This window comes from Pseudomonas corrugata, assembly GCF_001269905.1.
In the GTDB taxonomy this organism is placed as follows: domain Bacteria; phylum Pseudomonadota; class Gammaproteobacteria; order Pseudomonadales; family Pseudomonadaceae; genus Aquipseudomonas; species Aquipseudomonas corrugata.
Map to the genome: position 1 here is coordinate 570494 of NZ_LHVK01000003.1, position 24569 is coordinate 595062.

At 62.3% G+C, this 24569-nt stretch carries 20 protein-coding genes and 2 pseudogenes; 10 read left to right on the plus strand and 12 right to left on the minus strand.

The window, feature by feature from the left end; translation table 11 throughout:
• Window positions 1–216 precede the first annotated feature (216 nt).
• Window positions 217–939 carry a pirin family protein gene (locus tag AD665_RS02945; protein WP_024779339.1) on the minus strand — a complete coding sequence of 241 codons (723 nt, stop codon included), beginning with the start codon at window positions 937–939 and terminating at the stop codon, window positions 217–219.
• Window positions 940–1290: 351 nt separating this feature from the next.
• Between AD665_RS02945 and AD665_RS02950 the strand changes: the two genes are divergently transcribed.
• Together AD665_RS02950 and AD665_RS02955 are read left to right on the plus strand one after the other, a co-directional pair.
• Window positions 1291–2241, plus strand: a complete 951-nt coding sequence (locus AD665_RS02950) for a GlxA family transcriptional regulator (protein WP_024779338.1) — start codon at window positions 1291–1293, stop codon at window positions 2239–2241.
• Window positions 2242–2421: 180 nt separating this feature from the next.
• On the plus strand, window positions 2422–3885 hold the full coding sequence (locus AD665_RS02955) for an ATP-binding protein (protein WP_024779337.1): 1464 nt from the start codon (window positions 2422–2424) through the stop codon (window positions 3883–3885).
• Here AD665_RS02955 and AD665_RS02960 read toward each other — a convergent pair.
• Complete coding sequence (locus AD665_RS02960; protein WP_053190845.1) at window positions 3832–6636, minus strand: ATP-binding protein; 2805 nt, start codon at window positions 6634–6636, stop codon at window positions 3832–3834. The genes AD665_RS02955 and AD665_RS02960 overlap by 54 nt on opposite strands.
• A gap of 360 nt (window positions 6637–6996) precedes the next feature.
• Between AD665_RS02960 and AD665_RS02965 the strand changes: the two genes are divergently transcribed.
• The 7 genes from AD665_RS02965 (at window position 6997) to AD665_RS02995 (ending at window position 13762) form a co-directional block, all read left to right on the plus strand.
• Entirely contained in the window at window positions 6997–7818 is an 822-nt protein-coding gene (locus tag AD665_RS02965; protein WP_024779335.1) for an alpha/beta fold hydrolase, read from the plus strand.
• Between the two features lie 130 nt (window positions 7819–7948).
• Entirely contained in the window at window positions 7949–8896 is a 948-nt protein-coding gene (locus AD665_RS02970) for a LysR substrate-binding domain-containing protein (RefSeq protein ID WP_024779334.1), read from the plus strand.
• Window positions 8893–9306, plus strand: coding sequence for a DoxX family protein (locus AD665_RS02975; protein ID WP_053190847.1), 414 nt, complete (start codon window positions 8893–8895; stop codon window positions 9304–9306). Before AD665_RS02970 ends, AD665_RS02975 begins: the two co-directional genes overlap by 4 nt.
• Window positions 9299–9925: an antibiotic biosynthesis monooxygenase gene (locus AD665_RS02980; RefSeq protein WP_024779332.1), complete on the plus strand. Its 627-nt coding sequence runs from the start codon at window positions 9299–9301 to the stop codon at window positions 9923–9925. Before AD665_RS02975 ends, AD665_RS02980 begins: the two co-directional genes overlap by 8 nt.
• 176 nt (window positions 9926–10101) lie before the next feature.
• Window positions 10102–11940, plus strand: coding sequence for an amidohydrolase (locus AD665_RS02985; RefSeq protein WP_024779331.1), 1839 nt, complete (start codon window positions 10102–10104; stop codon window positions 11938–11940).
• Window positions 11941–12082: 142 nt separating this feature from the next.
• Entirely contained in the window at window positions 12083–12712 is a 630-nt protein-coding gene (ycaC, locus tag AD665_RS02990) for an isochorismate family cysteine hydrolase YcaC (RefSeq protein WP_024779330.1), read from the plus strand.
• A gap of 171 nt (window positions 12713–12883) precedes the next feature.
• Complete coding sequence (locus AD665_RS02995) at window positions 12884–13762, plus strand: LysR family transcriptional regulator (RefSeq protein WP_024779329.1); 879 nt, start codon at window positions 12884–12886, stop codon at window positions 13760–13762.
• Window positions 13763–13812: 50 nt separating this feature from the next.
• On the opposite strand, the gene AD665_RS03000 is transcribed toward AD665_RS02995, so the two are convergent.
• Window positions 13813–14289 (minus strand): PA2171 family ribosome-binding persister protein, encoded by a 477-nt coding sequence (locus AD665_RS03000; protein ID WP_024779328.1) that lies wholly within the window; start codon window positions 14287–14289, stop codon window positions 13813–13815.
• A 314-nt stretch (window positions 14290–14603) separates the two neighbouring features.
• Window positions 14604–15710 (minus strand): NAD(P)/FAD-dependent oxidoreductase, encoded by a 1107-nt coding sequence (locus AD665_RS03005; RefSeq protein WP_053191300.1) that lies wholly within the window; start codon window positions 15708–15710, stop codon window positions 14604–14606.
• A 240-nt stretch (window positions 15711–15950) separates the two neighbouring features.
• On the opposite strand from AD665_RS03005, the gene otnI reads away from it, so the two are divergent.
• A complete protein-coding gene (gene otnI / locus AD665_RS03010) occupies window positions 15951–16733 on the plus strand; it encodes a 2-oxo-tetronate isomerase (protein ID WP_024779326.1) in 783 nt (260 codons plus the stop codon).
• A 252-nt stretch (window positions 16734–16985) separates the two neighbouring features.
• On the opposite strand, the pseudogene AD665_RS28045 reads toward otnI, so the two are convergent.
• From AD665_RS28045 to nuoI, 8 genes and pseudogenes are all read right to left on the minus strand, one after another.
• A pseudogene (locus tag AD665_RS28045) lies at window positions 16986–17378 on the minus strand (DeoR/GlpR family DNA-binding transcription regulator); the annotation flags it as partial.
• 1 nt (window position 17379) lies between these two features.
• Window positions 17380–17712, minus strand: a pseudogene (locus tag AD665_RS28095) (DUF6124 family protein); the annotation flags it as partial.
• Between the two features lie 585 nt (window positions 17713–18297).
• Window positions 18298–19761 carry an NADH-quinone oxidoreductase subunit NuoN gene (gene nuoN, locus AD665_RS03020; RefSeq protein WP_024779325.1) on the minus strand — a complete coding sequence of 488 codons (1464 nt, stop codon included), beginning with the start codon at window positions 19759–19761 and terminating at the stop codon, window positions 18298–18300.
• Between the two features lie 7 nt (window positions 19762–19768).
• Complete coding sequence (gene nuoM / locus AD665_RS03025; protein WP_024779324.1) at window positions 19769–21301, minus strand: NADH-quinone oxidoreductase subunit M; 1533 nt, start codon at window positions 21299–21301, stop codon at window positions 19769–19771.
• A gap of 39 nt (window positions 21302–21340) precedes the next feature.
• Window positions 21341–23194 (minus strand): NADH-quinone oxidoreductase subunit L, encoded by a 1854-nt coding sequence (gene nuoL, locus AD665_RS03030; protein WP_024779323.1) that lies wholly within the window; start codon window positions 23192–23194, stop codon window positions 21341–21343.
• Window positions 23191–23499, minus strand: coding sequence for an NADH-quinone oxidoreductase subunit NuoK (nuoK, locus tag AD665_RS03035; RefSeq protein WP_024779322.1), 309 nt, complete (start codon window positions 23497–23499; stop codon window positions 23191–23193). The genes nuoL and nuoK overlap by 4 nt, the downstream gene beginning before the upstream one ends.
• A gap of 4 nt (window positions 23500–23503) precedes the next feature.
• On the minus strand, window positions 23504–24004 hold the full coding sequence (gene nuoJ / locus AD665_RS03040; RefSeq protein WP_024779321.1) for an NADH-quinone oxidoreductase subunit J: 501 nt from the start codon (window positions 24002–24004) through the stop codon (window positions 23504–23506).
• A gap of 9 nt (window positions 24005–24013) precedes the next feature.
• The gene (nuoI, locus tag AD665_RS03045) at window positions 24014–24562 is read right to left on the minus strand and encodes an NADH-quinone oxidoreductase subunit NuoI (protein ID WP_024779320.1); all 549 of its coding nucleotides are present in this window, start codon (window positions 24560–24562) and stop codon (window positions 24014–24016) included.
• Window positions 24563–24569: the final 7 nt, after the last annotated feature.

A 24569-nucleotide genomic window follows, 5' to 3' on the forward strand; every position in this document is an offset into this window, starting at 1 on the left:
GCTCATTTTATGGGAACTTTCAGAGCTTATCCGGGTTTGACGGAAAAATCCTGCGTAAGCGTTGTTCTCGATGTTGACTATCCACGGAAGGTCTTATCGGCAACGGCTATGGAAACGTGAGGCCTGATCATCGTTGAAGGCTAGCCGAACGGCTCGATGGGGCAACCAGGCCTCGGGTTCCGGGGGAAGGGCGCCGCGGGTTACCCCGCGGAGCAATCATGGCATTTGTGGCAGCTCTCTGGGTTGAAGGTCGAATACCAGCACCTCGGCGTCCTGTCCGTTGCTCAGCGTCAGTACCTGTTCCTCCCGCACTCGCACGCCGTCACCTTCCTGTAACGGCACGCCATTGAGCTCGACGCTGCCCCGGGCGACATGCACATAGGCATAGCGATCAGGCGCCAATGTCAGGGTGGCGCTTTCGTTGCCATCGAACAGTCCGGCATAGACCCGTGCGTCCTGGCGCACCTCAAGGGAGCCGTCGGCGCCGTCCGGGGAGATGATCAGTTGCAAACGGCCGCGTTTCTGCTCGGCGCTGAAATGCTCCTGTTGGTAGCGTGGCTTGGCGCCGCTGACATTCGGCACGATCCAGATTTGCAGGAAGTGCACCGGCTCGTCCGCGCTGTGGTTGAACTCGCTGTGGGCCACGCCACTGCCGGCGCTCATCAGTTGCACGTCGCCTGGGCGGATGACCGAGCCCGTACCCAGGGTGTCCTTGTGTTCCAGCGCGCCTTCGAGCACATAGGAGAAAATCTCCATGTCCCGATGCGGGTGCTGGCCGAAACCCTTGGCGGCGACGACTCGGTCGTCGTTGATGACCAACAGGTCGGAAAAGCCTTGTTGATTGAGGTCACGGTAGTTGGCGAAGGAAAAGGTGTGGAACGAGGTCAGCCAGCCGTGACGGGCGATTCCGCGGTCCGCAGCTTTGCGAAGTGTCAGCATGGTAATTCTCCTGGTTCAGTAGGCGGCGGCTTTGGCCGTTCGCCGGGGACAGAAGAAGGTTAATGGTTATGCTATCGCTTAATAAGTAGGTGAAAAACGAAAGACTGTCACCTATAAGTGGACAATAAGCAGGCCTGCCAGCCGGTGCGGTGCGTTAACATGATGTCGAAGCCGCCTCTGGTGCGACATCGGACCTGTGGGAGCGAGCCTGCTCGCGATGGCGGTGAGTCAGCTCACCGGGATGTTGACCGTATCAACGTCATCGCGAGCAGGCTCGCTCCCACAGGGTTCATCAGGCGAGCTTGAAATTTCGCTGCGTTCCTCTGGATTTTCTTTTTGGTGTGTTAACTGATGAAAACCGTTGCAATGGTGCTGTTTCCGGATTTTTTGCTACTCGACATGGCCGGGCCAATGGAAGTGTTTTCCATCGCCAACCGCTATATTGAGCCGGACCAACACTATCAATTGCTGACCCTGGGTACCGAGCGCGGCGCGTTGCGGGCGTCCAACGGCGTGGCAGTAGAAGCCGACATACACATCGACCAGGCCTGGGCGGCCTATGACGTATTGCTGGTACCAGGTGGGCCGGGGGCCTACAACGACCGGCATCCGGGCTTGCACACCTGGCTGCGGGCCGCGACGCAACGTGCCATGCGCTACGGCTCCATTTGCACCGGAGCCTTTGTGCTCGGTGAGGCAGGACTGCTCGACGGATACCGCGTCACCACACACTGGCATTACACCGAGCGCCTGATTCGGCGCTTCCCCAAGGCCCTGGTGGAAACCGACAAGATATTCCTGCAGGACCGTCGCCTGTTTACCTCAGGCGGCGTCACCGCCGGCATCGACCTGGCATTGGCCATCGTCGCCCAGGATCACGGTCGCAAAGTGGCGCTGGATGTGGCCAAGGTATTGTTGGTGGTCATGAAGCGCCAAGGCGGCCAAGCCCAGTTCAGCCCCCTGGTGGCAGCGGTGGCGGCGCAGGAGTCGGCCATCACCCGGGTACAGCATTATGTGATGGAACACCTGGAAGAGCCGTTTACCGTCGAGCGCATGGCCGCGCAAGCCTCCATGAGTCCGCGGCATTTCGCTCGGATGTTTGCCCGCGAAGTGACGATGACACCGATGGAGTTCCTGCAAGGTGCCCGTATCGACCGGGCCCGTCAGTTACTGGAAAGCACGGACTTGCCCCTCAAGACCGTGGCGTTCCGTAGCGGGTTCGGCAGCGTCCGGCACATGCGCTCCCTGTTCAGCGAAAAACTCGGCCTGACCCCCGTGCAGTATCGCCAGCAGTTCAGTTGAGCCTATGGTGTCCGTCCAGGGCACCGTGATGTCCGTCATGCACCCTGTGCCAGCATTGTTCTCTGGTCGTGGGCTGCCAAGATAACGGCGAACCCTCTGGAAAGGATGCAAAGAGCCGGGGCAGACGCGTTCGATGATCGCGACGCCATGCCCACGCCGGTTCTTTGCTGCTGAATCACCATGAACAGTTTCGTCAAACCCGATACCGAACCGGCGGTGGGCTTCGGCCCGTTTGCCTTCTACCGGCAGCAGCGACTGGTCACCCGAGACGGCGAACCCCTCAGCTTGGGCGGGCGGGCACTGGACGTTCTCCAGGTATTGGTCGATCACGCCGGCAGCTATATCAGCAAGCAAGCGCTGATAGCTGGCGTCTGGCCGGACAGTGTCGTGGAAGACACCAACCTGCGGGTACACATTGCGGCGTTGCGTCGGGCGTTCGGTGACGGGCGGGACGGATGCCGGTACATCCTCAATGATCCCCGGCGCGGCTATTGCTTTGCCGCGCCGGTGGCTTCGTTCATACGCGAAAAACACAATTTGCCTGTGCGGCTGAGCCCGGTGATCGGCCGCGATAAAGTGTTGGGCCGGTTGCTCGTCGAGGTCTCGCGCCAGGGCCTGACCACGGTGACCGGCCCGGGTGGCGTCGGCAAGTCCACCGTGGTGCTGCGGGTCGCGGAGCTTTTGCTGGAACACTTTGATGACGGTGCGTGGTTCGTCGACCTGGCGGCCATCACCGAGCCTTGCCAGGTACGGGCACGGATTGCTTGCACACTGGGTCTGGCGCCCGAGACCCTGAGCCAGCAACTTGGACAGCGCCGGATGCTGCTGGTGCTGGACGGCTGCGAACACCTGCTCGATGCCTGTCGTGAGCTGGCCTTGGCGTTACGCGCATCGGCACCGGGGGTGTCGCTGTTGTTGAGTAGCCGCGAGCCGCTGGATCTCAACGATGAGCGTGTCGTGCAACTGCCGGGCCTGACGGTGGCATCACCCCTTGAGCCCGAGCATCAGTTACTGGCGTGCCCGGCGGTACAGTTGCTGGTGGACCGGGTTTGCGCCGGGCAGCAAGGTTTCAAAGCCAGCGACCGCGACCTGGTGGCGATTGCGCAAATCTGCCAGCGCCTGGACGGCTTGCCGCTGGCCCTGGAGCTGGCGGCGGCCCAGGTCTGTGCCTTGGGCGTGGTGGGAGTACTGGAGCAACTGGACTTTGGGCTTTCGCTCTTGAGCTTTGGCCGGCGCACGGCCGTGCCCCGCCACCGGAGTCTGGAAGCCTTGCTGGATTGGAGTTTCGAGCGCTTGAGTGCCCCGGAGCAGGTGGTGTTCCAGCGCCTCGCGGTGTTCGACCGGCCTTTTACCGCCAAGGCGGCCATTGCGGTGATCAGTTGCCCGGAACTGGGTATCGGGCAGTTGCCCTGGCTGCTGTCACGGCTGGCCCAGCAGTCGCTGTTGAGGGTCGAACACTGTGCCAGTGGGGTGCGTTTCCACTGGCTTCAGACCACGCGAGCCTATGCCCGGGAAAAATTGCGACGCAGCGGCCAATGGCATTTGTATCACCGGCGTTATGTGCTCCAGGACGCCTGGAAGCCCGTCCATTCAAGCCCCGCGCTGCCGAGACAGGACGTGGAGCAGCGCGTCGGCCTCCACTAGGTCAGGGGTATCAAAGCCTTCGGTGAAGCGTCGATAGACCGGCTCGAGCAATTCTTGCGCAGCCTGTTCCCGGCCCTGGCGTTGCCATAGCCGCGCCAGGGTCGTGGCGCTGCGCAGCTCCCAGGCCAGGGCATCCTGACCACGAGCCACGCCCAGGGCGGTCACCAGATGTTCCTCGGCGCGGTCGTCAAGGGCCGGGTCGTTGCGTGCCAGCAAGGTCTGCGCCTCGGCCCGCAGGATCTCGGCCGTGCACCAGCCTGCGGCCCCGCTGTGGGCGCGATCGAGTTGCCAGGCACTGACCCGATCGGCACGAAGGGTCACGACAATGTCCTGGATCAGCCCGTTGACCGGATTCGTCTTGAGGGGGGCGTCATTGATCGCGCAGTCGTAGTGACGAGCCCAGTCATGAAACAGTATCACCGAGTGTTTCTTGGCCTGGTATCGCAACATATCGAGCCTTTCGCCCGCGACTGAGTGATCGCCGTTGTAGCGCGCAATCACGCAGCCGGCCAGTGCGAGGGTGTAGCAGATCGAGGTGCCGTGGTTGATTTGCAAGGCAATTTGCAGGGCGAGATTGGCGGCCCGTCGGGCTTTTTCGGCAAAGCCTTGCAGCCAGAGTATGCGCGCCAGCGTGGTCAGCGACGCCACGCTCTGGTCGTATTGCACGCCAAAACCGTGGGTGAAACGACTGAGGTGGCCGTTTTGGGCCAGGCGCTGGATGACCTGCTCGGCGTCTTGTCGGGCCGCGCCCTGGTCGCCGGCAAAATGCAGCGCCAACACTCGCAGGCGTTGTGCACTCAAAGACAGAAGCGGGTCGCCCAGGGTGCCCAGCCGGTCGAAATCCTGGCTCTGTTCCAGTGCCTGCTGGTAGTGGCCGCAACTGAGGTTGACCGCCATGTGCCCCGACACCGCCCGGAGCTCGCCGGCACGGCTCTGGCATTGTTGCGCCAGTTGTCGGGCGGTGACGAAGGCGCGGATCGTGGCCGGCGTACCGCCCTCGGTGTGGTAGTTGAAACTGGCGTTGGCCAGCTCCAGGGCGAGGCTCAGCCTGGGGCATGGCGACGGAGTGGCCCGCAGTAGTTGCAGCGCCTTGCTGACGTAAAGCCCGTGCTCCTTGAGCAATGAGAGTTCCTGCCAGAGGGGCAGGGTGCTCGCGGTCAAGCGGATGGCCACCTGATGGGCGCCATGCGGCCCCAACCCCCGGTCGAGGGCCGCGCGGATGTCATCGCGGTAGGCGGCATAGCGAGCGATCCACAGGGGCGTGGCGGTGCTTTCCCAATCCCGCTCGGCTTGCTCCATCAGAGCCAGGCAGCGTTCGGCGTGGCGTTCCTGGCTGGCTGCCAGTTCGCCGGCTTCGGCCAGTTTCTCCAGGGCGTAGCTGCGGGTGGTGTCCAGCAAGCGATAGCGCACCTCTTCATCGCCGACCTCGACGTTGAGCAGGGATTTGGCAACCAATTGGCTGATCGACACCAGCACCTGGTCGGGCGCGACATGGGGGCCGATGATTACCGCCGCGGCCGAGGTCAGGTTGAAGCTGCCCATGAACATCGATAGCCGTCGCAGGCAGACCTGCTCGCATTCTGTGAGCAGTGCGAAGCTCCAATCCAGCGTGGCGCGCAGGGTTTGCTGGCGCGGTGCAACGTCGCTGTCGTTGTGAAGCAGAGCGACGCTGTCTTGCAATTGCCGGTGAAGCGCCTCCAGCCCGAAGCGACCCACATGCGCGGCGGCCAGTTCGATGGCCAGGGGAATCCCGTCCAATCGTTGGCAGATGTCCGCCACGAGGGGCACCGCGTGGTCAGCCAGCTCGAAGTCGTCATGGTTGGCCATCGCCCGCTCGGCGAACAGCTGCAAGGCCGGGTACTCCAGGGCCGGGTAGCCTTCGATGGGCGTCTCCCGGGGGGGAAAGGCCAGGGCATCCAGGCGCTGCACGTGTTCGCCTTCGGCTCGCAGGCCTTCACGGCTGGTCGCCAGGATATGCAAGTGCGGGGCGCCGCGCAGCAGCGTTTCGCAGAGCTGAGCCGTGGCGTCGATCAGATGCTCGCAATTATCGATCACCAACAACAGATGTCGTTCCTTGAGCTGGCGGGCAATGGTAGCCAGTGGATCGCTGTCCGGCTGCGGCAGGTCCAGCAGGGCGCACAGGTCTGGGGCGATCATGACCGGATCGTTGAGCAACGACAGATCCAGCAGATAAGTGCCGTCGCGGTAGCGATCGATCAGCCGCTCGGCGACCCGCAGGGCCACAGTGGTCTTGCCGATGCCACCGGTACCGACCAGGGTAATGAAGCGTTTGCGCGGCAGATGAGCTACCAGGCTGTCCACTACCGCCTGGCGTCCGATCATCCGGGTACGACGCGGCGGCAGATTGTGGGCCAGTGATGCAGGAGGAATATCCGCCATGGGGATGAGAGGTTCGGCCGACACCGGCGCGACAAAACTGTAGCCGCGCTGCGCTACGGTAACGATGTAGCGCTGCCCGGCCTGGCCATCCCCCAACGCCTTGCGCAATGCCGCGACATGCACTCGCAGGTTGGTGTCCTCCACGACACTCCTGGGCCAGACACGGGCGATCAATTGTTGCTTGCTTACCACCTCTCCGGCGTGCTCGAGCAGCACCAGCAGGATCTCCACCGCCCGCCGTCCCAGGCGCAACGGTTGCCCCCCCTCCAGCACCAGGCGCTGGCGAGGATGGACGTGGTAAGGGCCGAAATGCACGGTCTGTTCGACGGGCAGGGCGCTGGGGTGGCTCATTGTGTTCTCAATGTCTGGTGCAGGAGGCATATCCGAGTATGTTCCTCAGGTTTGGCTTCAGGTGCAACGGTTAGAGCCTTCTTGCCTTGCCATTCCAGGGCTGCAATGGAGAATCCTGTGGCGAGGGGATTCATCCCCGCTGGGCTGCGAAGCGGCCCCAAACGCTTAATGTCCATTAAAACTGACACACCGAGGCGCCAGTCTTGGGACTGCTTCGCAGCCCGGCGGGGATGAATCCCCTCGCCACAAAAAGCACCATCGTCCTGCCCTCAATCAAAAAAATTAACAACGTTTAACTCACGCATACACCCCCTCAGACCGGACCATGGAGACCTCCATCCCTCTCAAGGAAGTCATGTCATGAGCACCTTCATCACCCGCGACGGCACCGAGATCTACTACAAGGATTGGGGCAGTGGTCAGCCGGTTGTCTTCAGTCATGGCTGGCCGTTGAACTCGGACAGTTGGGAAGCGCAGATGATGTTCCTGGCGTCCAACGGTTACCGGGTGATCGCCCACGACCGCCGTGGGCATGGGCGCTCCAGCCAGCCTTGGGATGGCAATGATATGGACACTTATGCTGATGATCTGGCCGAGCTGATCGAGCGGCTGGACCTGAAGGAGGCCGTGTTGCTCGGTTTCTCGACCGGCGGTGGTGAAGTGACACGCTACATCGGCCGTCATGGCGCCGCTCGTGTCGCCAAGCTCGGGCTGATCTCGGCAGTAACGCCGCTGATGCTCAGGACCCCGGCTAACCCCGGTGGCCTGCCCATCGAAGTGTTCGACGGTTTCCGCCAGGCCTCCCTGGTTGACCGTTCTCAGCTATATAAAGATGTGGCCAGCGCGTTCTTCGGCGCCAACCGTCCGGGCGCCAAGGTGTCCCAAGGCTTGATCGACTGGTTCTGGATGCAAGGCATGCTCGCCGGCCACAAGAACACGTACGACTGCATCAAGGCGTTCTCGGAGACTGATCTTTCCGAAGACCTGCGCAACATTGACGTGCCGACCCTCGTGGTCCATGGCGATGACGACCAGGTGGTCCCCATCGAAACCGCCGGCATCGCAGCCGCCAAACTGCTCAAGCACTCGCAGTTGCTGGTCTACCCCGGCGCGCCTCACGGCCTGACCGATACCCACAAGGATCGCCTGAATGCGGACCTGCTGGCATTCATCCGAGGCTGATCGAGCATAGAACCTGTGGGAGCGAGCCTGCTCGCGATAGCGGTGGGTCAGCTTGTGACGATGTCGGATGTGTCGACGCTTCGCGAGCAGGCTCGCTCCCACAGGATGGTATTCCACAGGATCCTAATCGATGAATCGCAACGACTTACGCCGTCTCGACATGAACCTGCTGGTGATCTTCGAGGCGTTGATGTTCGAGAAAAACCTGACCCGCGTCGCTGAAAAGCTGTTCATGGGCCAGCCTGCCGTGAGCGCGGCGCTGGGGCGGTTGCGGGATCTGTTCGATGATCCGCTGCTGATCCGCCACGGTCGGGGCATGGAGCCGACGCCTCGGGCCATGGCGATCCTGCGTGAGCTGCAGCCGGCCATGGACACGATTTCCGGCGCGGTCAGCCGGGCCAAGGCTTTCGATCCCTCCACCAGTTGCGACGTGTTTCGCATCGGACTGTCGGACGACGCCGAATTCGGCCTGTTTCCGCCGTTGCTGAGCCAACTGCGCGAAGAAGCGCCGGGCATCATCGTGGTGGTGCGCCGGGCCAATTACCTGCTGATGTCGTCGTTGCTGGGCAGCGGGGAAATCAGCGTCGGGGTCAGTTACACCACCGATCTGCCGGCCAACGCCAAGCGCAAGAAACTGCGTGACATTCCCTGCAAGGTCTTGCGCGGCGACAAGCGTCCGGGCCCGCTGACCCTGGACGAGTACTGCGCGCGTCCCCACGCCATGGTGTCGTTCTCGGGGGACCTGAGCGGCAACATCGACCTGGACCTGGCGCGTATTGGCCGGACCCGCAAAGTGGTGTTGGGCGTCCCGCAGTTCAGTGGCTTGCGGGCGTTGTTGGCCGGCACCGAACTGATCGCCACCGTGCCCGACTACGCGGCCTGCGCGCTGGTGGAAGGCTGCGCGTTACGGGCCGAGGATCCACCGTTCGAGATCAACGCGGCCGAGCTGTCGATGGTCTGGAGTGGCGTGCATGACAACGACCCGGCGGAGCGCTGGCTGCGCTCGCGGATTGCCACCCACATGTCCCAATCATTGCCGGACGCCGCCTACGCGGACCCGGACGGAGCACACCGATGAACGTCGACGACGAACGCACGCTGCAGGACTGGGGACTGTTGTTCCTGCGCCTCAGTGGCGCGCTGTTTCTGCTGTGGGTCCACGGTCTGCCGAAGTGGCTGCATTACAGCGACGAGCTGACCCGTATCGAAGACCCGTTTCACCTCGGCGCGAGCCTCACCCTGATGTTGGCGATTTTCGCCGAAGTATTGTGCCCGCTGCTGATCGCAGCCGGTGTCATGGTGCGCCTCGCGTGCCTGCCCATTTTGTTCCTGCTGGCCGTTGCGCTGTGTGTTGTACACCCGCAATGGAGTCTGGAGGAAGGGCAGTTCGGCTGGCTGCTGCTGATCATCTTTACCAGCGTGTTCATCGCCGGGCCGGGTCGCCTGGCGCTGAATGCGCGTTTTACCGGAGTGTTACGCCATGTCTGAATCTCAAGCTGTCGAGTCCGCAATGGGGACTGCCTCACCTGGCTCCGATGAAATCGTGACCCTGATCGTCAAGCACCGGATCAAGGCCGGCCAGGACGCGGCCTATGAGGCCTGGTTGCGACGCATCGTGACCGTGGCCGGCAGTTGGCCGGGACATCTGGGTGTGGATGTGGTTCGGGGCAAGCAGGGCGGGTTGTCGCTGTTCACCTGCGTGCTGCGTTTCTGCTCCACCGAGGCCCTGCAGTGCTGGCTCGATTCGCCCCAGCGCCGCGAGCTGGTGGAGGAGGCCGCGCCATTGCTGGCCGACGGTGACCAGACCGAGGTCGCGTCCCACAAGGAGTTCTGGTTTACCCCGCTGGCGGATGCCGCCACACCGCCGCCGCGCTGGAAGCAGGCTGTGGTGACCTTGCTGGTCATTCTGCCGCACACCTTGCTGGTGCCATTGATCTGGGGGCCGGTGCTGCAACTTAACGCATTTCTATCCAACTACGTCGTCGCCACGTTCCTGATCACTCTGACCATCGTGCTCTCGGTCTGCTACGTGTGCATGCCACTGGCGACCCGTCTGTTTGCGCCCTGGATGGAGGCGTCGACAGCGCACGAGCATTTGGAGCCGTAAGCGTTATTGCATTGTGATGACGAGCGCTCTTGTGGCGAGGGGATGGCTGCGAAGCGGCCCCCAGAAGAGCGGCTGCTACGCGACCGAGCGGGTCGGTGCGACGTTTCGCTAAATCCCCTCGCCACAGCAAGCGCACTCGCCACACATTTATTTTTTGATAGTTGAAGGAGAACCCTATGAACGCCGATCTGATTCTGTTCAATGGCCAGTTCCACACCGTCGACCGGGAAAACCCCCGGGCCAGCGCCGTGGCCATCAGCCAGGGCAAGTTCGTTGCCGTGGGCACCGACGCCGAGGCCATGGCCCTGCGTGGCGGTGGAACCCAGGTCATCGACCTCAAGGGCCGCACCGTCATCCCCGGACTCAATGACTCCCACCTGCACCTGATCCGCGGCGGCCTGAACTACAACCTCGAACTGCGTTGGGAAGGCGTGCCGTCCCTGGCCGATGCCCTGCGCATGCTCAAGGATCAGGCCGACCGTACGCCGACGCCGCAATGGGTTCGTGTGGTGGGCGGCTGGAACGAGTTCCAGTTCGCCGAAAAACGCATGCCGACCCTGGAAGAACTCAACCAGGCCGCCCCCGATACCCCGGTGTTCGTGTTGCACCTGTATGACCGCGCCTTGCTCAACCGCGCTGCGTTGCGGGTGGCCGGCTACACCCGCGACACGCCGAACCCGCCGGGCGGCGAGATCGTGCGCGACAGCAAGGGCGAACCCACCGGCATGCTGGTGGCGCGTCCCAACGCGATGATCCTCTACTCGACGCTGGCCAAGGGGCCGAAGTTGCCGCTGGAGTATCAAGTCAACTCCACTCGCCAGTTCATGCGTGAACTCAATCGCCTGGGGCTGACAAGCGCCATCGACGCAGGTGGTGGTTTCCAGAATTACCCCGACGATTACGCGGTGATCGAGCAATTGGCCCGGGAAGAACAGTTGACGGTGCGCATCGCCTACAACCTGTTCACCCAGAAGCCCAAGGAAGAACTCAGCGACTTCAAGAACTGGACCGGCAGCGTCAAGTTGCACCAGGGCGATGATTTCCTGCGGCACAACGGCGCCGGTGAAATGCTGGTGTTCTCGGCGGCGGATTTCGAAGACTTCCTCGAGCCGCGTCCGGACCTGCCGCCCGGTATGGAACAGGACCTGGAACCGGTGGTCCGGCACCTGGTGGAGCAACGCTGGCCGTTCCGCCTGCATGCCACCTACGACGAGTCCATCAGCCGCATGCTCGACGTGTTCGAGAAGGTCAACCGCGACATCCCGTTCAACGGCCTGCCATGGTTCTTCGACCACGCCGAAACCATCACCCCGAAGAACATCGAACGGGTCCGCGCACTGGGTGGCGGTATCGCTATCCAGGACCGCATGGCCTTCCAGGGCGAATACTTTGTCGACCGCTACGGCGCCAAGGCCGCCGAAGCGACGCCGCCAATCAAGCGCATGCTGGCCGAAGGCGTGCCGGTGGGTGCAGGCACCGACGCCACCCGGGTGTCGAGCTACAACCCTTGGACCTCGCTGTACTGGATGGTCAGCGGTCGTACGGTCGGTGGCCTGGCGCTGCACGAAGAGGGTCTGCCGCGCTTGACCGCACTGGAGCTGTTCACCCATGGCAGCGCCTGGTTCTCCTCGGAGCAGGGCAAGAAGGGCCAGATCAAGGTCGGTCAACTGGCGGACCTGGCGGCACTGAGCGCCGACTTCTTCAGCGTCGAAGAAGAAGCCATCAAGTGGATCGAGTCCGTGCTGACGGTGGTCGACGGCAAGGTGGTGTACGCCGCCGGCGACTTCGAAAAGCTGGGTCCTGCCAGCGTCCCGGTACTGCCGGACTGGTCACCGGTGGTCAAGGTGCCAGGTCACTGGCGCCCGACTTCGCCGTTGCAGGCCCAGGTTCACCAGTGCAGCGGCCCTTGCACGGTGCATTCCCATAGCCATGAGCGGGCGCGGCTGTCGAACGTTCCGGTCAGCGATTTCCAAGGTTTCTGGGGCGCGTTTGGCTGTTCCTGCTTCGCGTTCTGACTGACATCAACATCCCCCCCTGTGGGAGCGAGCCTGCTCGCGAAGACGTCGGCGCATCCGACACCTTCGCAACAGGCACACCGCTTCGCGAGCAGGCTCGCTCCCACAGGATTTGTAACAACCATGTATAAGGAGTCATCCCATGAGCAATGCCCCTGTCTACAACCGCCTGAACAAAGATGATGCAGTCGTCCTGCTGGTCGATCACCAGACCGGCCTGATCTCCCTGGTCCAGGACTTCTCGCCCAACGAGTTCAAGAACAACGTCCTGGCCCTGGCCGACCTGGCGAAGTTCTTCGGTCTGCCGACCATCCTGACCACCAGCTTCGAGAAAGGCCCTAACGGCCCGCTCGTGCCGGAGCTCAAGGAAATGTTCCCGGACGCGCCGTACATCCCGCGTCCAGGCCAGATCAATGCCTGGGACAACGAAGACTTCGTCAAGGCGATCAAGGCCACCGGCCGCAAGCAACTGATCATCGCTGGCGTGGTGACCGATGTCTGCGTGGCGTTCCCGACCTTGTCGGCGCTGGCCGAAGGTTTTGACGTGTTCGTCGTTACCGATGCCTCGGGTACCTTCAACGAAACCGTGCAACAGGCTTCCTGGGCGCGGATGAGCGCCGCCGGCGCACAATTGATGAACTGGTTCTCGGTGGCTTGCGAGCTGCATCGCGACTGGCGCAACGACATTGAAGGCCTGGGCAACCTGCTGTCCCAGCGCATTCCGAACTACCGCAACCTGATGAACAGCTACGCGGCGCTGACTGCCAAGTAAGCTGAGCGGTTCTAGCTGGACGACGCCCGCCTTGTGCGGGCGTTTTTGTGTCTGATGAGAACCTGTGCCGAGGGGATTTATCCCCTCGCCACAGAAAATCCCCTTGCCACCGGTTTGAATTCAACCTGAATCCCTCTATAACATCCCTCACTGTCCACCTCTGGAGTGACAATGAACCCCTTCGAAGAAATGCGCATTTTTGCCCAGGTCATGGAGTCGGGCAGCTTCACGGCGGCGGCGGACCAGTTGGGGTTGTCCAAGCAATTCGTCAGCCGCAAGCTCATGGAGCTGGAACAGCGGCTGGGGGTTCGTCTGCTCAACCGTTCGACGCGGCGGCTGGATGTCACCCCGTTGGGCCAGCGCTATTACGAGGCCGCCTTGCGCCTGCTCAGTGAAATCGAACAGGTGGAGCAGGGCATCAGCGGCCAGACCAGCGAGCCTCGTGGCACCCTTCGGCTCAGCGCACCGCTGTCTTTTGCCGTGGCACACCTGGGCTGCCTGCTGCCATTGTTCTTGCAGCGTTATCCGCAGGTCAGCGTCGAGGTGGACCTGAGTGATCGCTCGGTGGATTTGCTGGGGGAGGGTTACGACCTGGCGCTACGGATCGGTGTGCTGGAGGATTCGACCTTGATCGCCCGCCGCATCGCGACCATCGACCGGGTCTACTGCGCCAGCCCGTCGTACCTGGCGCAACGCGGCACACCCTTGCGCCCCGAAGACCTGCGCAACCATGATTGCCTGCCCTATGGTCACAGCCGTCAGGTTCAATGGCGTTTTGGAGGAGGGGGTAAACCGCTGGTGTTGGAAGTCGCCGGACGCATGCGCGCCAACAACGGTGATCTGCTCCGGGATGCGGCCATCGCCGGCATGGGCATCACCTATCTCCCCACCTTTATCCTCGGCGATGCGCTGAAGGACGGACGGCTGATCAAGGTACTGGAAGGTTTTGAAACCGAGCCCCTGGCCCTGTCGGCGGTCTACCCGCAACATCGCCAGAGCGCGCGCCCGGTGCAGGCGCTGGTGGAATTTCTACGTGAGCACATGCAATGAATGGCTGAGCTTTCAGCCGCCACCGACGGCTGAAAGCTCGCGCGATACAATCAGGCGGCCATATTGGCGCCGGACAGTTCCTTCTTGTACTGCGCCTTCATGGTTTCCATCTGTTCACCCAAGGCATCCAGCTTGGCTTTGCCCAGCACTTTCTTGGCTTGGGGGAACATCTCTTTTTCTTCTTCTTCGATGTGGTGCTCAAGCAGTTCCTTGACCACTTTCACCCGGCCGGCAAATTCTGGTTGGGAAGGATCGGTGGCCTTCAGGTCCGGCAGCACCAGCGAATCGACCGTGCGATGTTCTTCCTTGGCTTCGTAGTACATTTCGGCCTCGTCCTTGCCCCCCGCTTGCTTGAAGGCCGGGTACAGGATCTCTTCTTCCAGCCGGGTATGAATGGTGACTTCCATTTCCAGCTTCGCCAACAGGTCAGTACGTTTCTTGACGCCGCGTTCGGTGGATTCGCTCAGTTGAGCCAGAATACCTTTGACGCGTTCATGGTCAGCTTTCAACAGATCGATGGCGTTCATATACAGCTCCTCGGCAATTCACGGTTACGAGCCGGCTTCAAGCGCCGACGTCGCGTTAACCAAGGATTGCATCGGCCGTGCCAGCCAGGTTGCTTTATTAAATCCTTTTAAAACAACGGATTGAGAGGGATGCCATTTTTATCATCGTGCAGGCTGCATGAAGAGGGGCCAAAGCGCCTTGCACTTTGCGCTGCCTGACCGAGAACCCCTTGTGGGAGCGAGCCTGCTCGCGATAGCGGTCGTTCAGCCAATGATGAGGTCGACTGGCCTGGCCTCATCGCGAGCAGGCTCGCTCCCACAGAGGATTTTGCAGCTCAGTCGTCGAGTAGTTGCCGCACCCGCTCGGCAATCGCCAAGCAAGATGTCAGCCCCGGCGATTCGATGCCGAACAGGTTGATCAGCCCAGGTACCTGGTGGTCGGCGGCGCTACTGATAAGGAAGTCACGGGCGGGTTCGCCGGGGGCGGAGATTTTCGGGCGGATGCCGCTGTAGGCCGGTTGCAGGCTGTGATCGGGCAGGTCTGGCCAGTAAGTGCGAATCGCCGGGTAGAAGGTTTCGGCGCGCGCCGGATCGACCCGATAATCCTCGTGTTCGACCCACTCGATGTCAGGACCGAAACGGGCCTGGCCTGCCAGGTCCAGGGTCATGTGGATGCCCAGCCCGGCGGCTTCCGGGGCCGGGTAGACCAGATGCCGGAAGGGCGCACGTCCGGCAAGGCTGAAGTAGTTGCCCTTGCACAGATAGTCCTCGGGCACCGTTTGCGCCGGCAGGCCCTCCATGCGACGGGCGAGGGCGGGCGCCTGGAGGCCGGCGGCGTTGATCAGACGGCGACAGGACAGGCTCATCTGGGCCGTGCCACCCAATTCCAGCAGAAACTGCCCGGCGCCGATGCGAACCCCCAGCAACGGCGTGTGGAAGGCCAGGTTCGCACCGGCCGCTTCGGCATCGCCTTGCAGGGCCAGCATCAGTGCATGGGAATCGACAATGCCCGTGGAAGGCGAATACAACGCGGCGGCACACGCCAGCGCCGGCTCCAGGGCCAACGCCTGCTCCTGATCGAGCAGGCGCAGGTCGTCCACGCCGTTCGTCAAGCCGCGTTCCAGCAACGCCTGGAGCCCGGCCACCTGCGCCGGGTCCTTGGCGACGATCAACTTGCCGAGCTGGCGAGTTGTCACGCCATGGCTTTCGCAATAGGCATATAGCTTGCGCCGACCCTCTACGCACAACTGGGCCTTGAGGCTGCCCGGTGGGTAGTAGATACCGGCATGGATGACTTCGGAGTTACGCGAACTGGTGCCCATGCCGATGGCGCCGCCGGCTTCGATCAACAGCACCTCATGGCCGGCCTGGGCCATCTCCCGGGCCACGGCCAGACCGACGACCCCCGCACCCACCACTACGCACTCGATATCGACGCTCAAGCTCATTGCTCCTTCAGGGCTTTTTGGCGATTCAGGGTAGCCCTGCTTGGGAGGCAGGTGAAGCACGATGTTCCAGTAAAGGGTAATGTTAAAAAGTTGGATTGAAGAAAACTTCACAAGACTGGCAGGGCTCAACATGGCGGACGGCTTGCGCACCTGGACCGTGATCACCACGTTGCTCGGTACACTCGATTTGGGTATCACCTTGTTGATCTGGCCTTTTGACTAAGGAATATCGGTATGCCTCGTTTCGCAGCCAACCTCAGCATGCTCTACCCGCAACACGATTTCCTCGACCGTTTCGCGGCCGCGGCGGCCGATGGTTTCGATGCCGTGGAATACCTGTTCCCTTACGAGTACAGCCCAGGGGTGCTCAAGCAGCGGCTGGATGCCAACGGGCTCGTCCAGGTGCTGTTCAACGCACCGCCTGGGGATTGGGCGGCGGGGGAGCGGGGGCTGGCGACGCTGCCGGGGCGCGAACAGGAGTTTCGCCAAGGTTTCGAACGTGCCTTGGAATATGCCGCAGTGCTCGGCAACTCGAACATTCACGTGATGGCCGGGCTGCTCCCGTCCGAAGCCGAGCGTGCCCGGCACCACGCCGTGTACCTGGAAAACCTCGCCTACGCCACGACCCAGGCGGCGAAGGCTGGGATCACGGTGTTGCTGGAGCCGATCAACACCCGGGACATGCCGGGCTTTTTCCTCAATCGCCAGGATCAGGCCCATGCCATTTGTCGGGAGGTGGGGGCAGACAATCTCAAGGTCCAGTTCGATTGCTACCACTGCCAGATCGTCGAGGGCGACCTGGCGAGCAAACTCCGGCGCGACTTTGGTGGTATCGGGCATATCCAGATCGCCGGCGTGCCGGATCGGCATGAGCCGGACCTGGGGGAGGTTCATTATCCGTTCCTGTTCGGATTGCTGGACGAGCTGGGCTATGACGGCTGGGTCGGCTGCGAATACCGTCCCCGTGGCGATACCTCGGCCGGCCTGCAATGGCTGCGGGACTGGAAAGCGCTCTAGGAACTGTGGGAGCGGGCTTGCTCGCGAAAGCGGTGGACCAGCTTGCATCGATGCTATTTGTGCCGCCGTCATCGCGGGCCAGCCCTGCTCCCACAGAGATTTCGGCTGTTCGCAACATTCGCGTTCGCCATCAATACCCCGGTGGGAGCGAGCCTGCTCGCGATAGCGATGGACCGGCTTGCGACGAGGTCAGGCAGGCTGTCCATCCGACAGCAGCAACTCGACGCACTGCTTGCGAATACCGTCGGTCGCCGCCGGTGCCAGCCCGCCGACGCAAGAGTGGTTGGAGTGATCCAACTGCCCGCCGGTATGAATCACCGTCACCTGCGGCGCTTCCATCAGCGCCTGGACCACGCCGAAATCGTTGGTCACCACCGTCATTCCCGACAACGCCTTGATGTAGGGCACGATCTCCAGTGTGCTGGTGCCCGCATCCAGGTACACCGTCATGTCATCCTTCAACAGCCTGGCCGCCAGTTTGGCCATGGCCTGCTTCTGCGGCAGTTCCACCACGGCCTTGGATTGGTGGCTCGGCTCGCTGTGCAGCTGGCTGGCGATACGCACCCCACCCGTCACCGAATAAGCCCGGCCTTCCTGTTCCAGCAGGGCAATGTCGCGACACACGGTCATGTGCGAGCAATCGAAGGTCCAAGTCATCCAACGCGCGATTGGCCAGCAGCGAGCCCAGTTCGATCAGTTGCTGAATGCCAAGTGCCACATGTCGTCTCGAAACTTCGAGTTCAAACGCCAGGTCACTGACCATTGCATTGGCCGAGGCGAGGGTTTCGCTGAGCGTGGTCAACACCGATTCCGTGTTGATACCCGGAACCACTGAAAAGACCTGGCCGTCCTGGGTGTCGGGTTTACTTGGGGTAGATGGGGATAAATGTACACTCAGCGCCCGATCGGCGGCTTCGCGAAGCTTTTTTGTATCGAGAGAGGTGTAGGCGGAAAGGTTTTCAGCCTTTGGGGGATTGGGGTTACCTTGACCATGGTGAAGCTCCTGACTTGGAAGTGGCGCTCATTCCCCACGTGACCAAACGAGGGTGGTGGGCGGTACGCAGGTTGGTCAACCGGGAAGTCAGGCACCCGGCGCACTCGAAAGTGCCCCGCGCACAGCCCACCGCAAAGCATACCGACAAAAGTGCCGCCATGCTGAGGTTGGCGCGTATGCGCCTGACATTGGACAGGTGACCAAACCTGGTCGCTGAATTTGCAGCGACCCGCAAAGCCTATCTTCGTGCCTTCCGAACCGGCAACCGCCGCGACTCGTCAGAAAATTCCTGTTCAGCAAATTTTTTGTAGGAACACTATGTCCCTGTGGCGAGGGGATTTAGCGAAACGTCGCACCGCCCCGCTGGGGCGCGAAGCGGCCCCCCTACTGCAATCGGTGGGTCAGATCAGTTGAGTGGTCAGCATTGGGGCTGCCATGCAGCCCAGCGGGGCGGTGCGACGTTTCGCCAAATCCCTTGCCACAGGGGGCCGTTTGCACCCAGGGAAACACAGCCATAAAAAAACCCGCATCTCGCGATACGGGTTTTTCACAGCGACGGGACTCAGGCAATCAGCCTGTCAGGCCCGCCTGCTGGACCAGGGTCAGCAACGGCTGCGGGTACACGCCGAGGAAGAACGCCAGGATGGCGATGGCCAGCAGCATCACGCCGCCAGCTTTCTGCTCCCAGTGCAACTCTGCGTCGTGGCGACGCAGGTTGGGTTCCATCAGGTACAGGGTGACCATGACGCGCAGGTAGTAGAACACGCCGATGGCGCTGCCCAGCACCAGGGAGCCGACCAGCCACCATTGATGAGCCTCGACGCCGGTCGCGACGATATAGAACTTGCCGATGAAGCCGGCGGTCAGCGGGATGCCGGCCAGGGACAGCATCATCACGGTCAGCACGGCGGTCAGGTACGGACGGCGCCAGAACAGGCCGCGGTATTCGTACAGGGCGTCGGCGTCGCGGCCGTTGTACGGCGAGGACATCAGGGTGATCACGCCGAAGGCGCCGAGGCTGGTGATCACGTAGGTGACCAGGTACACGCCGATGGCTTCCACCGCCAGGCCTTTGCTGGCGATCAGGGCGATCAGCAGGTAACCGAAGTGGGCGATGGATGAGTAACCCAGCAGACGCTTGAGGTTGCTCTGGGTCAGCGCCAGCAGGTTACCGAACAGGATCGACACGATGGCGATGATGGTCAGCACGTTGCTCAGCACGCCACTGCTGGCCACTGGCGAGATCTGGAACAGACGCACCATCACCGCGAACACCGCCACTTTCGAGGCCGTGGCCAGGAACGCCGCCACCGGCGCCGGGGCGCCCTCGTAGACGTCCGGGGTCCAGAGGTGGAACGGTACCAGCGACAGCTTGAACGCCAGGCCGATCAGCATCATGCCCAGGCCCAGTTGCGCGATCGGGCTAGGCAGGCCGGTGGCCGCCAGGGCCTGGCCGATACCGACGAAGCTCAGGGTACCGGCTTCCGCGTAGAGCAGCGCCATGCCGAACAACAGGAACGCCGAACCGGCTGCCGACAGCACCATGTACTTGATGCCGGCTTCCAGGGAGCGCTTGTTGAAGAAGGCGTAGGCCACCAGGCCGTAGACCGGCACCGACAGCAGTTCCAGGCCGATGAACAGGCTGGCCAGGTGCTGCGCGCTGACCAGGACCAGGCCGCCGGCGGCGGCCATCAGGATCAGCAGGTACAGTTCTTCACGGTTGCCCGGGTAACCCGAACCGCCGTCGCCCAGGTAGGCGTGGGCGAGGGTGACGCAGGCCAGCGTGGCGACCAGGATCAGCGCCATGTACAGGCAGGCGAAGCTGTCGATCTGCAGCAACGGCGTGACCGCCAGTGGCGCGACTTTCAGGGCCGGCAGGATCGACAGCAAGGCCAGGTTCAGCCCCGCCACCGACAGCAGGAAGGTCTGTGAGTGATTGCGCCGCCAGGCGATCGCCAGCATCACCACGATGATCGTGGCGCTGGTGATCAGCAGCGGTGCAAGCGCGATAAAGTGTTGAATCGTGAATTCCATAGCGCTCTTACCGGGCCGAAGCGAGTTGAGAGAAGGCGGTGCCGAGCCACTGCTGCACGCCATGCATGGTGGCGGCAGACGTGTCGAGGAACGGCTGCGGGTAGACGCCGAGGTAGACCAGCAGCATCGCCAGGCCCAGCACCATGATCAGTTCGCGACCGTCCATGCCGCGCAGCACTTCGTCCGACTTCGACGGGCCGAAGTAGGCGCGGTGGATCATGATCAGCGAATAGACCGAACCGAACACCAGGCCGGAGGTGGCGATGGCGATGATCCACGGCGCGCTGACGAAGGTACCGATCAGGATCAGGAACTCGCCGACGAAGTTGCCGGTTCCCGGCAGGCCCAGGGAGGCGGCCGCGAAGAACAGGCTGATGGCCGGCAGGTAGGCGATGCGCGACCACAGGCCACCCATCTCACGCATGTCCCGGGTGTGCAGGCGCTCATACAACTGGCCGCTGAGGATAAACAGCGCCGCCGCCGACAGGCCGTGGGCGAGCATCTGGATCACCGCGCCTTGCAGGGCGAGCTGGCTGCCGGAGTAGATCCCGATCAGCACGAAGCCCATGTGCGAGACGCTGGAGAAGGCGATCAGGCGCTTGATGTCGGTCTGGGCGAACGCCAGGAACGCACCGTAGAAGATCCCGATCAGGCCCAGGGTCATCGCAATCGGCGCGAACTCGGCCGAGGCGTTGGGGAACAGCGGCAGGGCGAAACGCAGCAGGCCGTAGGCCGCTGTCTTCAGCAAGATACCGGCCAGGTCCACGGAACCTGCGGTCGGCGCCTGGGCGTGGGCATCCGGCAGCCAGGAGTGGAACGGCACCACCGGCAGCTTCACCGCGAAAGCGATGAAGAAGCCCAGCATCAGCACGTACTCGGTGCTGCGCGACATCTGCACTTTCAACAGGTCGGCGTAGTTGAAGGTAATCACGCCGGTGTTATTGAAGTTGACCAGCACCAGGCCAAGGATCGCCACCAACATGATCAGGCCGGACGCCTGGGTGAAGATGAAGAACTTGGTCGCCGCGTAGATCCGGGTCTTCTTGCCGTCCGAAGAACTGTGACCCCAGAGCGCGATGAGGAAGTACATCGGCACCAGCATCATTTCCCAGAAGAAGAAGAACATGAACAGGTCCAGCGCCAGGAACACGCCGACGACACCGCCCAGGATCCACATCAGGTTCAGGTGGAAGAAGCCGACATGACGCTGGATCTCTTTCCAGGAGCAGAGTACCGAGAGGATACCCAGCAGGCCGGTCAGCAGGATCATCAGCAGCGACAGGCCGTCGAGGGCCAGGTGCACGCTGATGCCGAAGCGTTCGATCCAGAGGTGCTTGAATTCAAGCGCCCAGGTCGGGTTGGCACCAGGGGCCGGGGCGAATGAATAGTCACCGGTCGCCCACAGCCAGAGGCCGAGCGCGAGTTCCAGGGACATGGTCAGCAGCGCAATCCAGCGCGGGAGCGTGGAGCTGGAGCGCTCCGCGATCCAGCACAGCAGGCCGCCGATGAAGGGGATCAGGATTAGCCAGGGCAGAATCATGACGGGCTCGTTTCCTTTCGCAAGTTCGCAAGGTTCATATCAGACCGCTACCAGCACGATGGCGCCGATAACCAGCACGGCGCCAGCCGCCATGGAAGCCGCATACCAACGCAGTTGACCGGTCTCGGTACGGCTCAGGGCAGTGTGGCCGCCCTTGGCCATGCGCGGGATCAGGCCAATGGTCTGGTCGAGCGGGTCTTTGCGCAGAATGTGGCTGATCGCAAGGTATGGCTTGACGAACAGTTTGTCGTAGATCCAGTCGAAGCCCCAGGCAGCGAACCACCAGGCCGAAAGGACACGGCCGAGGCCGCTGTTGGCGATGGCCGTGACGAAGCGACGCTTGCCCAGGAACAGCAGGGCGGACAGCAGGATACCCGCCAGGGCGATGGCGCCGGAGGCGATTTCCAGGCTGTGCTTGGCTTCGCCGCCGGCATGGCCGACGCTTTCCGGCAGCACACCGTGCAGCGGCGGGGTGATCATGGCGCCGACGAAGGTCGACAGCACGATCAGCACCGACAGCGGCAGCCAATGGGCAATCCCGTGGCCGGCGTGGGCTTCGGTCTTGGCTTCACCATGGAACGCGATGAAAATCAGGCGGAAGGTGTACAGCGAGGTCATGAACGCACCCACCAGGCCGGCATAGAGCAAGCCCTGGTTACCGCTGGCGAACGCTTCCCAGAGGATCTCGTCCTTGGAGTAGAAGCCGGCCGTCACCAGTGGCAGGGCCGCCAGGGCCGCGCCGCCGACGATGAAGCTTAAGTAGGCCAACGGTAGCTTCTTCCACAGGCCGCCCATCTTGAAGATGTTCTGCTCGTGGTGGCAGGCGACGATCACCGCACCGGAAGCAAGGAACAGCAGGGCCTTGAAGAAGGCGTGGGTCATCAGGTGAAAGATCGCGCCTTCCCAGGCGCCGACGCCCAGGGCCAGGAACATGTAGCCGATCTGGCTCATGGTCGAGTAGGCGAGGATCCGCTTGATGTCGGTCTGTACCAGGGCGGCAAAGCCGGCCAGTACCAGGGTCACGCCACCGACGATGCCCACCAGGTGGAGGATGTCCGGCGCCAGAGCGAACAGGCCATGGGTACGGGCGATCAGGTAGACGCCCGCGGTCACCATGGTGGCAGCGTGGATCAGAGCCGATACCGGGGTAGGGCCGGCCATCGCGTCCGCCAACCAGGTCTGCAGCGGCAGTTGCGCGGATTTACCGACGGCGCCGCCCAGCAGCATCAGGGTCGCCAGGACGATCCAGAAGTCGCCGACCTTGAAGTGCTCGGGTGCCTTGACCAGCAGTTCCTGGATGTTCAGCGTGCCCAGTTGCTGGAACAGGATGAACAGGCCGATGGCCATGAACACGTCGCCGATGCGGGTGACGATGAACGCCTTGAGTGCCGCGTTGCCGTTGTTGCGGTTGCTGTAGTAGAAACCGATCAACAGGTACGAGCACAGGCCCACGCCTTCCCAGCCGAAGTACAGGAACAACAGGTTATCGCCGAGCACCAGGAACAGCATGCTGGCGATGAACAGGTTGGTGTAGGCGAAGAAACGCGAGTAACCGGCTTCACCACGCATGTACCAGGACGCGAACAGGTGGATCAGGAAACCCACGCCGACCACGACGCCCAGCATGGTGATCGACAGGCCGTCGATGTACAGGGCGAAGTTCGGCGTGAAGCCTTCCACCGCCATCCATTGCCACAGCACCAGGGTGTAGTGACCACCTTCGGGCGGTGCGACGTTGAATTGCCAGATCACGTAGGCGGCGACGATCGCCGACAGGCCGATGGAGCCGACACCGATCAGGGCCGAAAGATTTTCCGAGAGACGTCCACGGGAGAACGCCAGCAGCAGGAAGCCGATCAGGGGAAATACGAAAGTCAGAAAGATCATGTTCATCCGTGCATCTCACTGGCAGCGTCGATATCGAGCGTGTGGAAGCGGCGATACAGCTGCAACAGGATCGCCAGGCCGATACTGGCCTCGGCGGCTGCCAGGCTGATCACCAGGATGAACATGATCTGTCCATCGGGCTGCGCCCAGCGAGCGCCCGCGACGATGAAGGCCAGGGCGGCGGCATTCATCATGACCTCCAGGCTCATCAGCACGAACAGAATGTTGCGGCGGACCATCAGGCCGACCAGACCGAGACAGAACAGGATGCCGGCAACCGCCAGACCGTGTTCGAGAGGGATAGCAGGCATGTGATTACTCCTTCGCCTCGTTACGGCCCAAATGGAACGCCGTGACGGCTGCGGCAAGCAGCAGCATCGAGGCGAGTTCGACCACCAGCAGGTACGGACCGAACAGGCTGATGCCCACGGTCTTGGCGCCTACGGTGGTATGACCGATGGCCTGGCCGCTCTGGTGAGCGAACAGCACATACAGCAGTTCACCCAGCAACAGGGCGGCGAGAATCACCGGCCCCGCCCAGATGCCGGGCTTGAGCCAGTTGCGCTCCTGCTGGACCGAGGCCGGGCCGAGGTTCAGCATCATCACCACGAACACGAACAGCACCATGATGGCGCCGGCGTAGGCGATCACTTCCAGGGCGCCGGCGAACGGCGCGCCGAGAGCGAAGAAGGTCATGGCCACGGCGATGAGCGAAATGATCAGGTAGAGCAGGGCATGTATGGGGTTGGTGTTGGTGACCACACGAAGCGTGGACACCACCGCGATACCCGATGCGAAATAGAAAGCGAATTCCATCTTTCTTCCTTAAGGCAGCAAGCTCTTCACGTTGATCGGTTCGGCTTCGTTCTGCGCGGCGCCTTTCGGCTTACCGGCAATGGCCATACCTGCAACACGATAGAAGTTGTAATCAGGGTTTTTACCGGGACCGGAAATCAGCAGATCTTCTTTCTCGTACACCAGGTCCTGACGTTTGAAATCCGCCATTTCGAAATCCGGCGTGAGCTGGATCGCGGTGGTCGGGCATGCTTCCTCGCAGAGGCCGCAGAAAATGCAGCGCGAGAAGTTGATACGGAAGAAGTCCGGGTACCAGCGACCGTCTTCGGTTTCAGCTTTCTGCAGCGAGATGCAGCCCACCGGGCAGGCCACGGCGCACAGGTTGCACGCCACGCAGCGCTCCTCGCCGTCGGGGTCGCGGGTCAGGACGATGCGGCCGCGGTAACGCGGTGCCAGGTAGACCGGCTCTTCCGGGTATTGCAGGGTGTCGCGCTTGCGAAAGCCATGGCCGAAGATCATGACCAGGCTTCGCAGTTGGGTACCGGTACCCTTAACGATGTCGCCAATATATTTGAACATGGGTCAA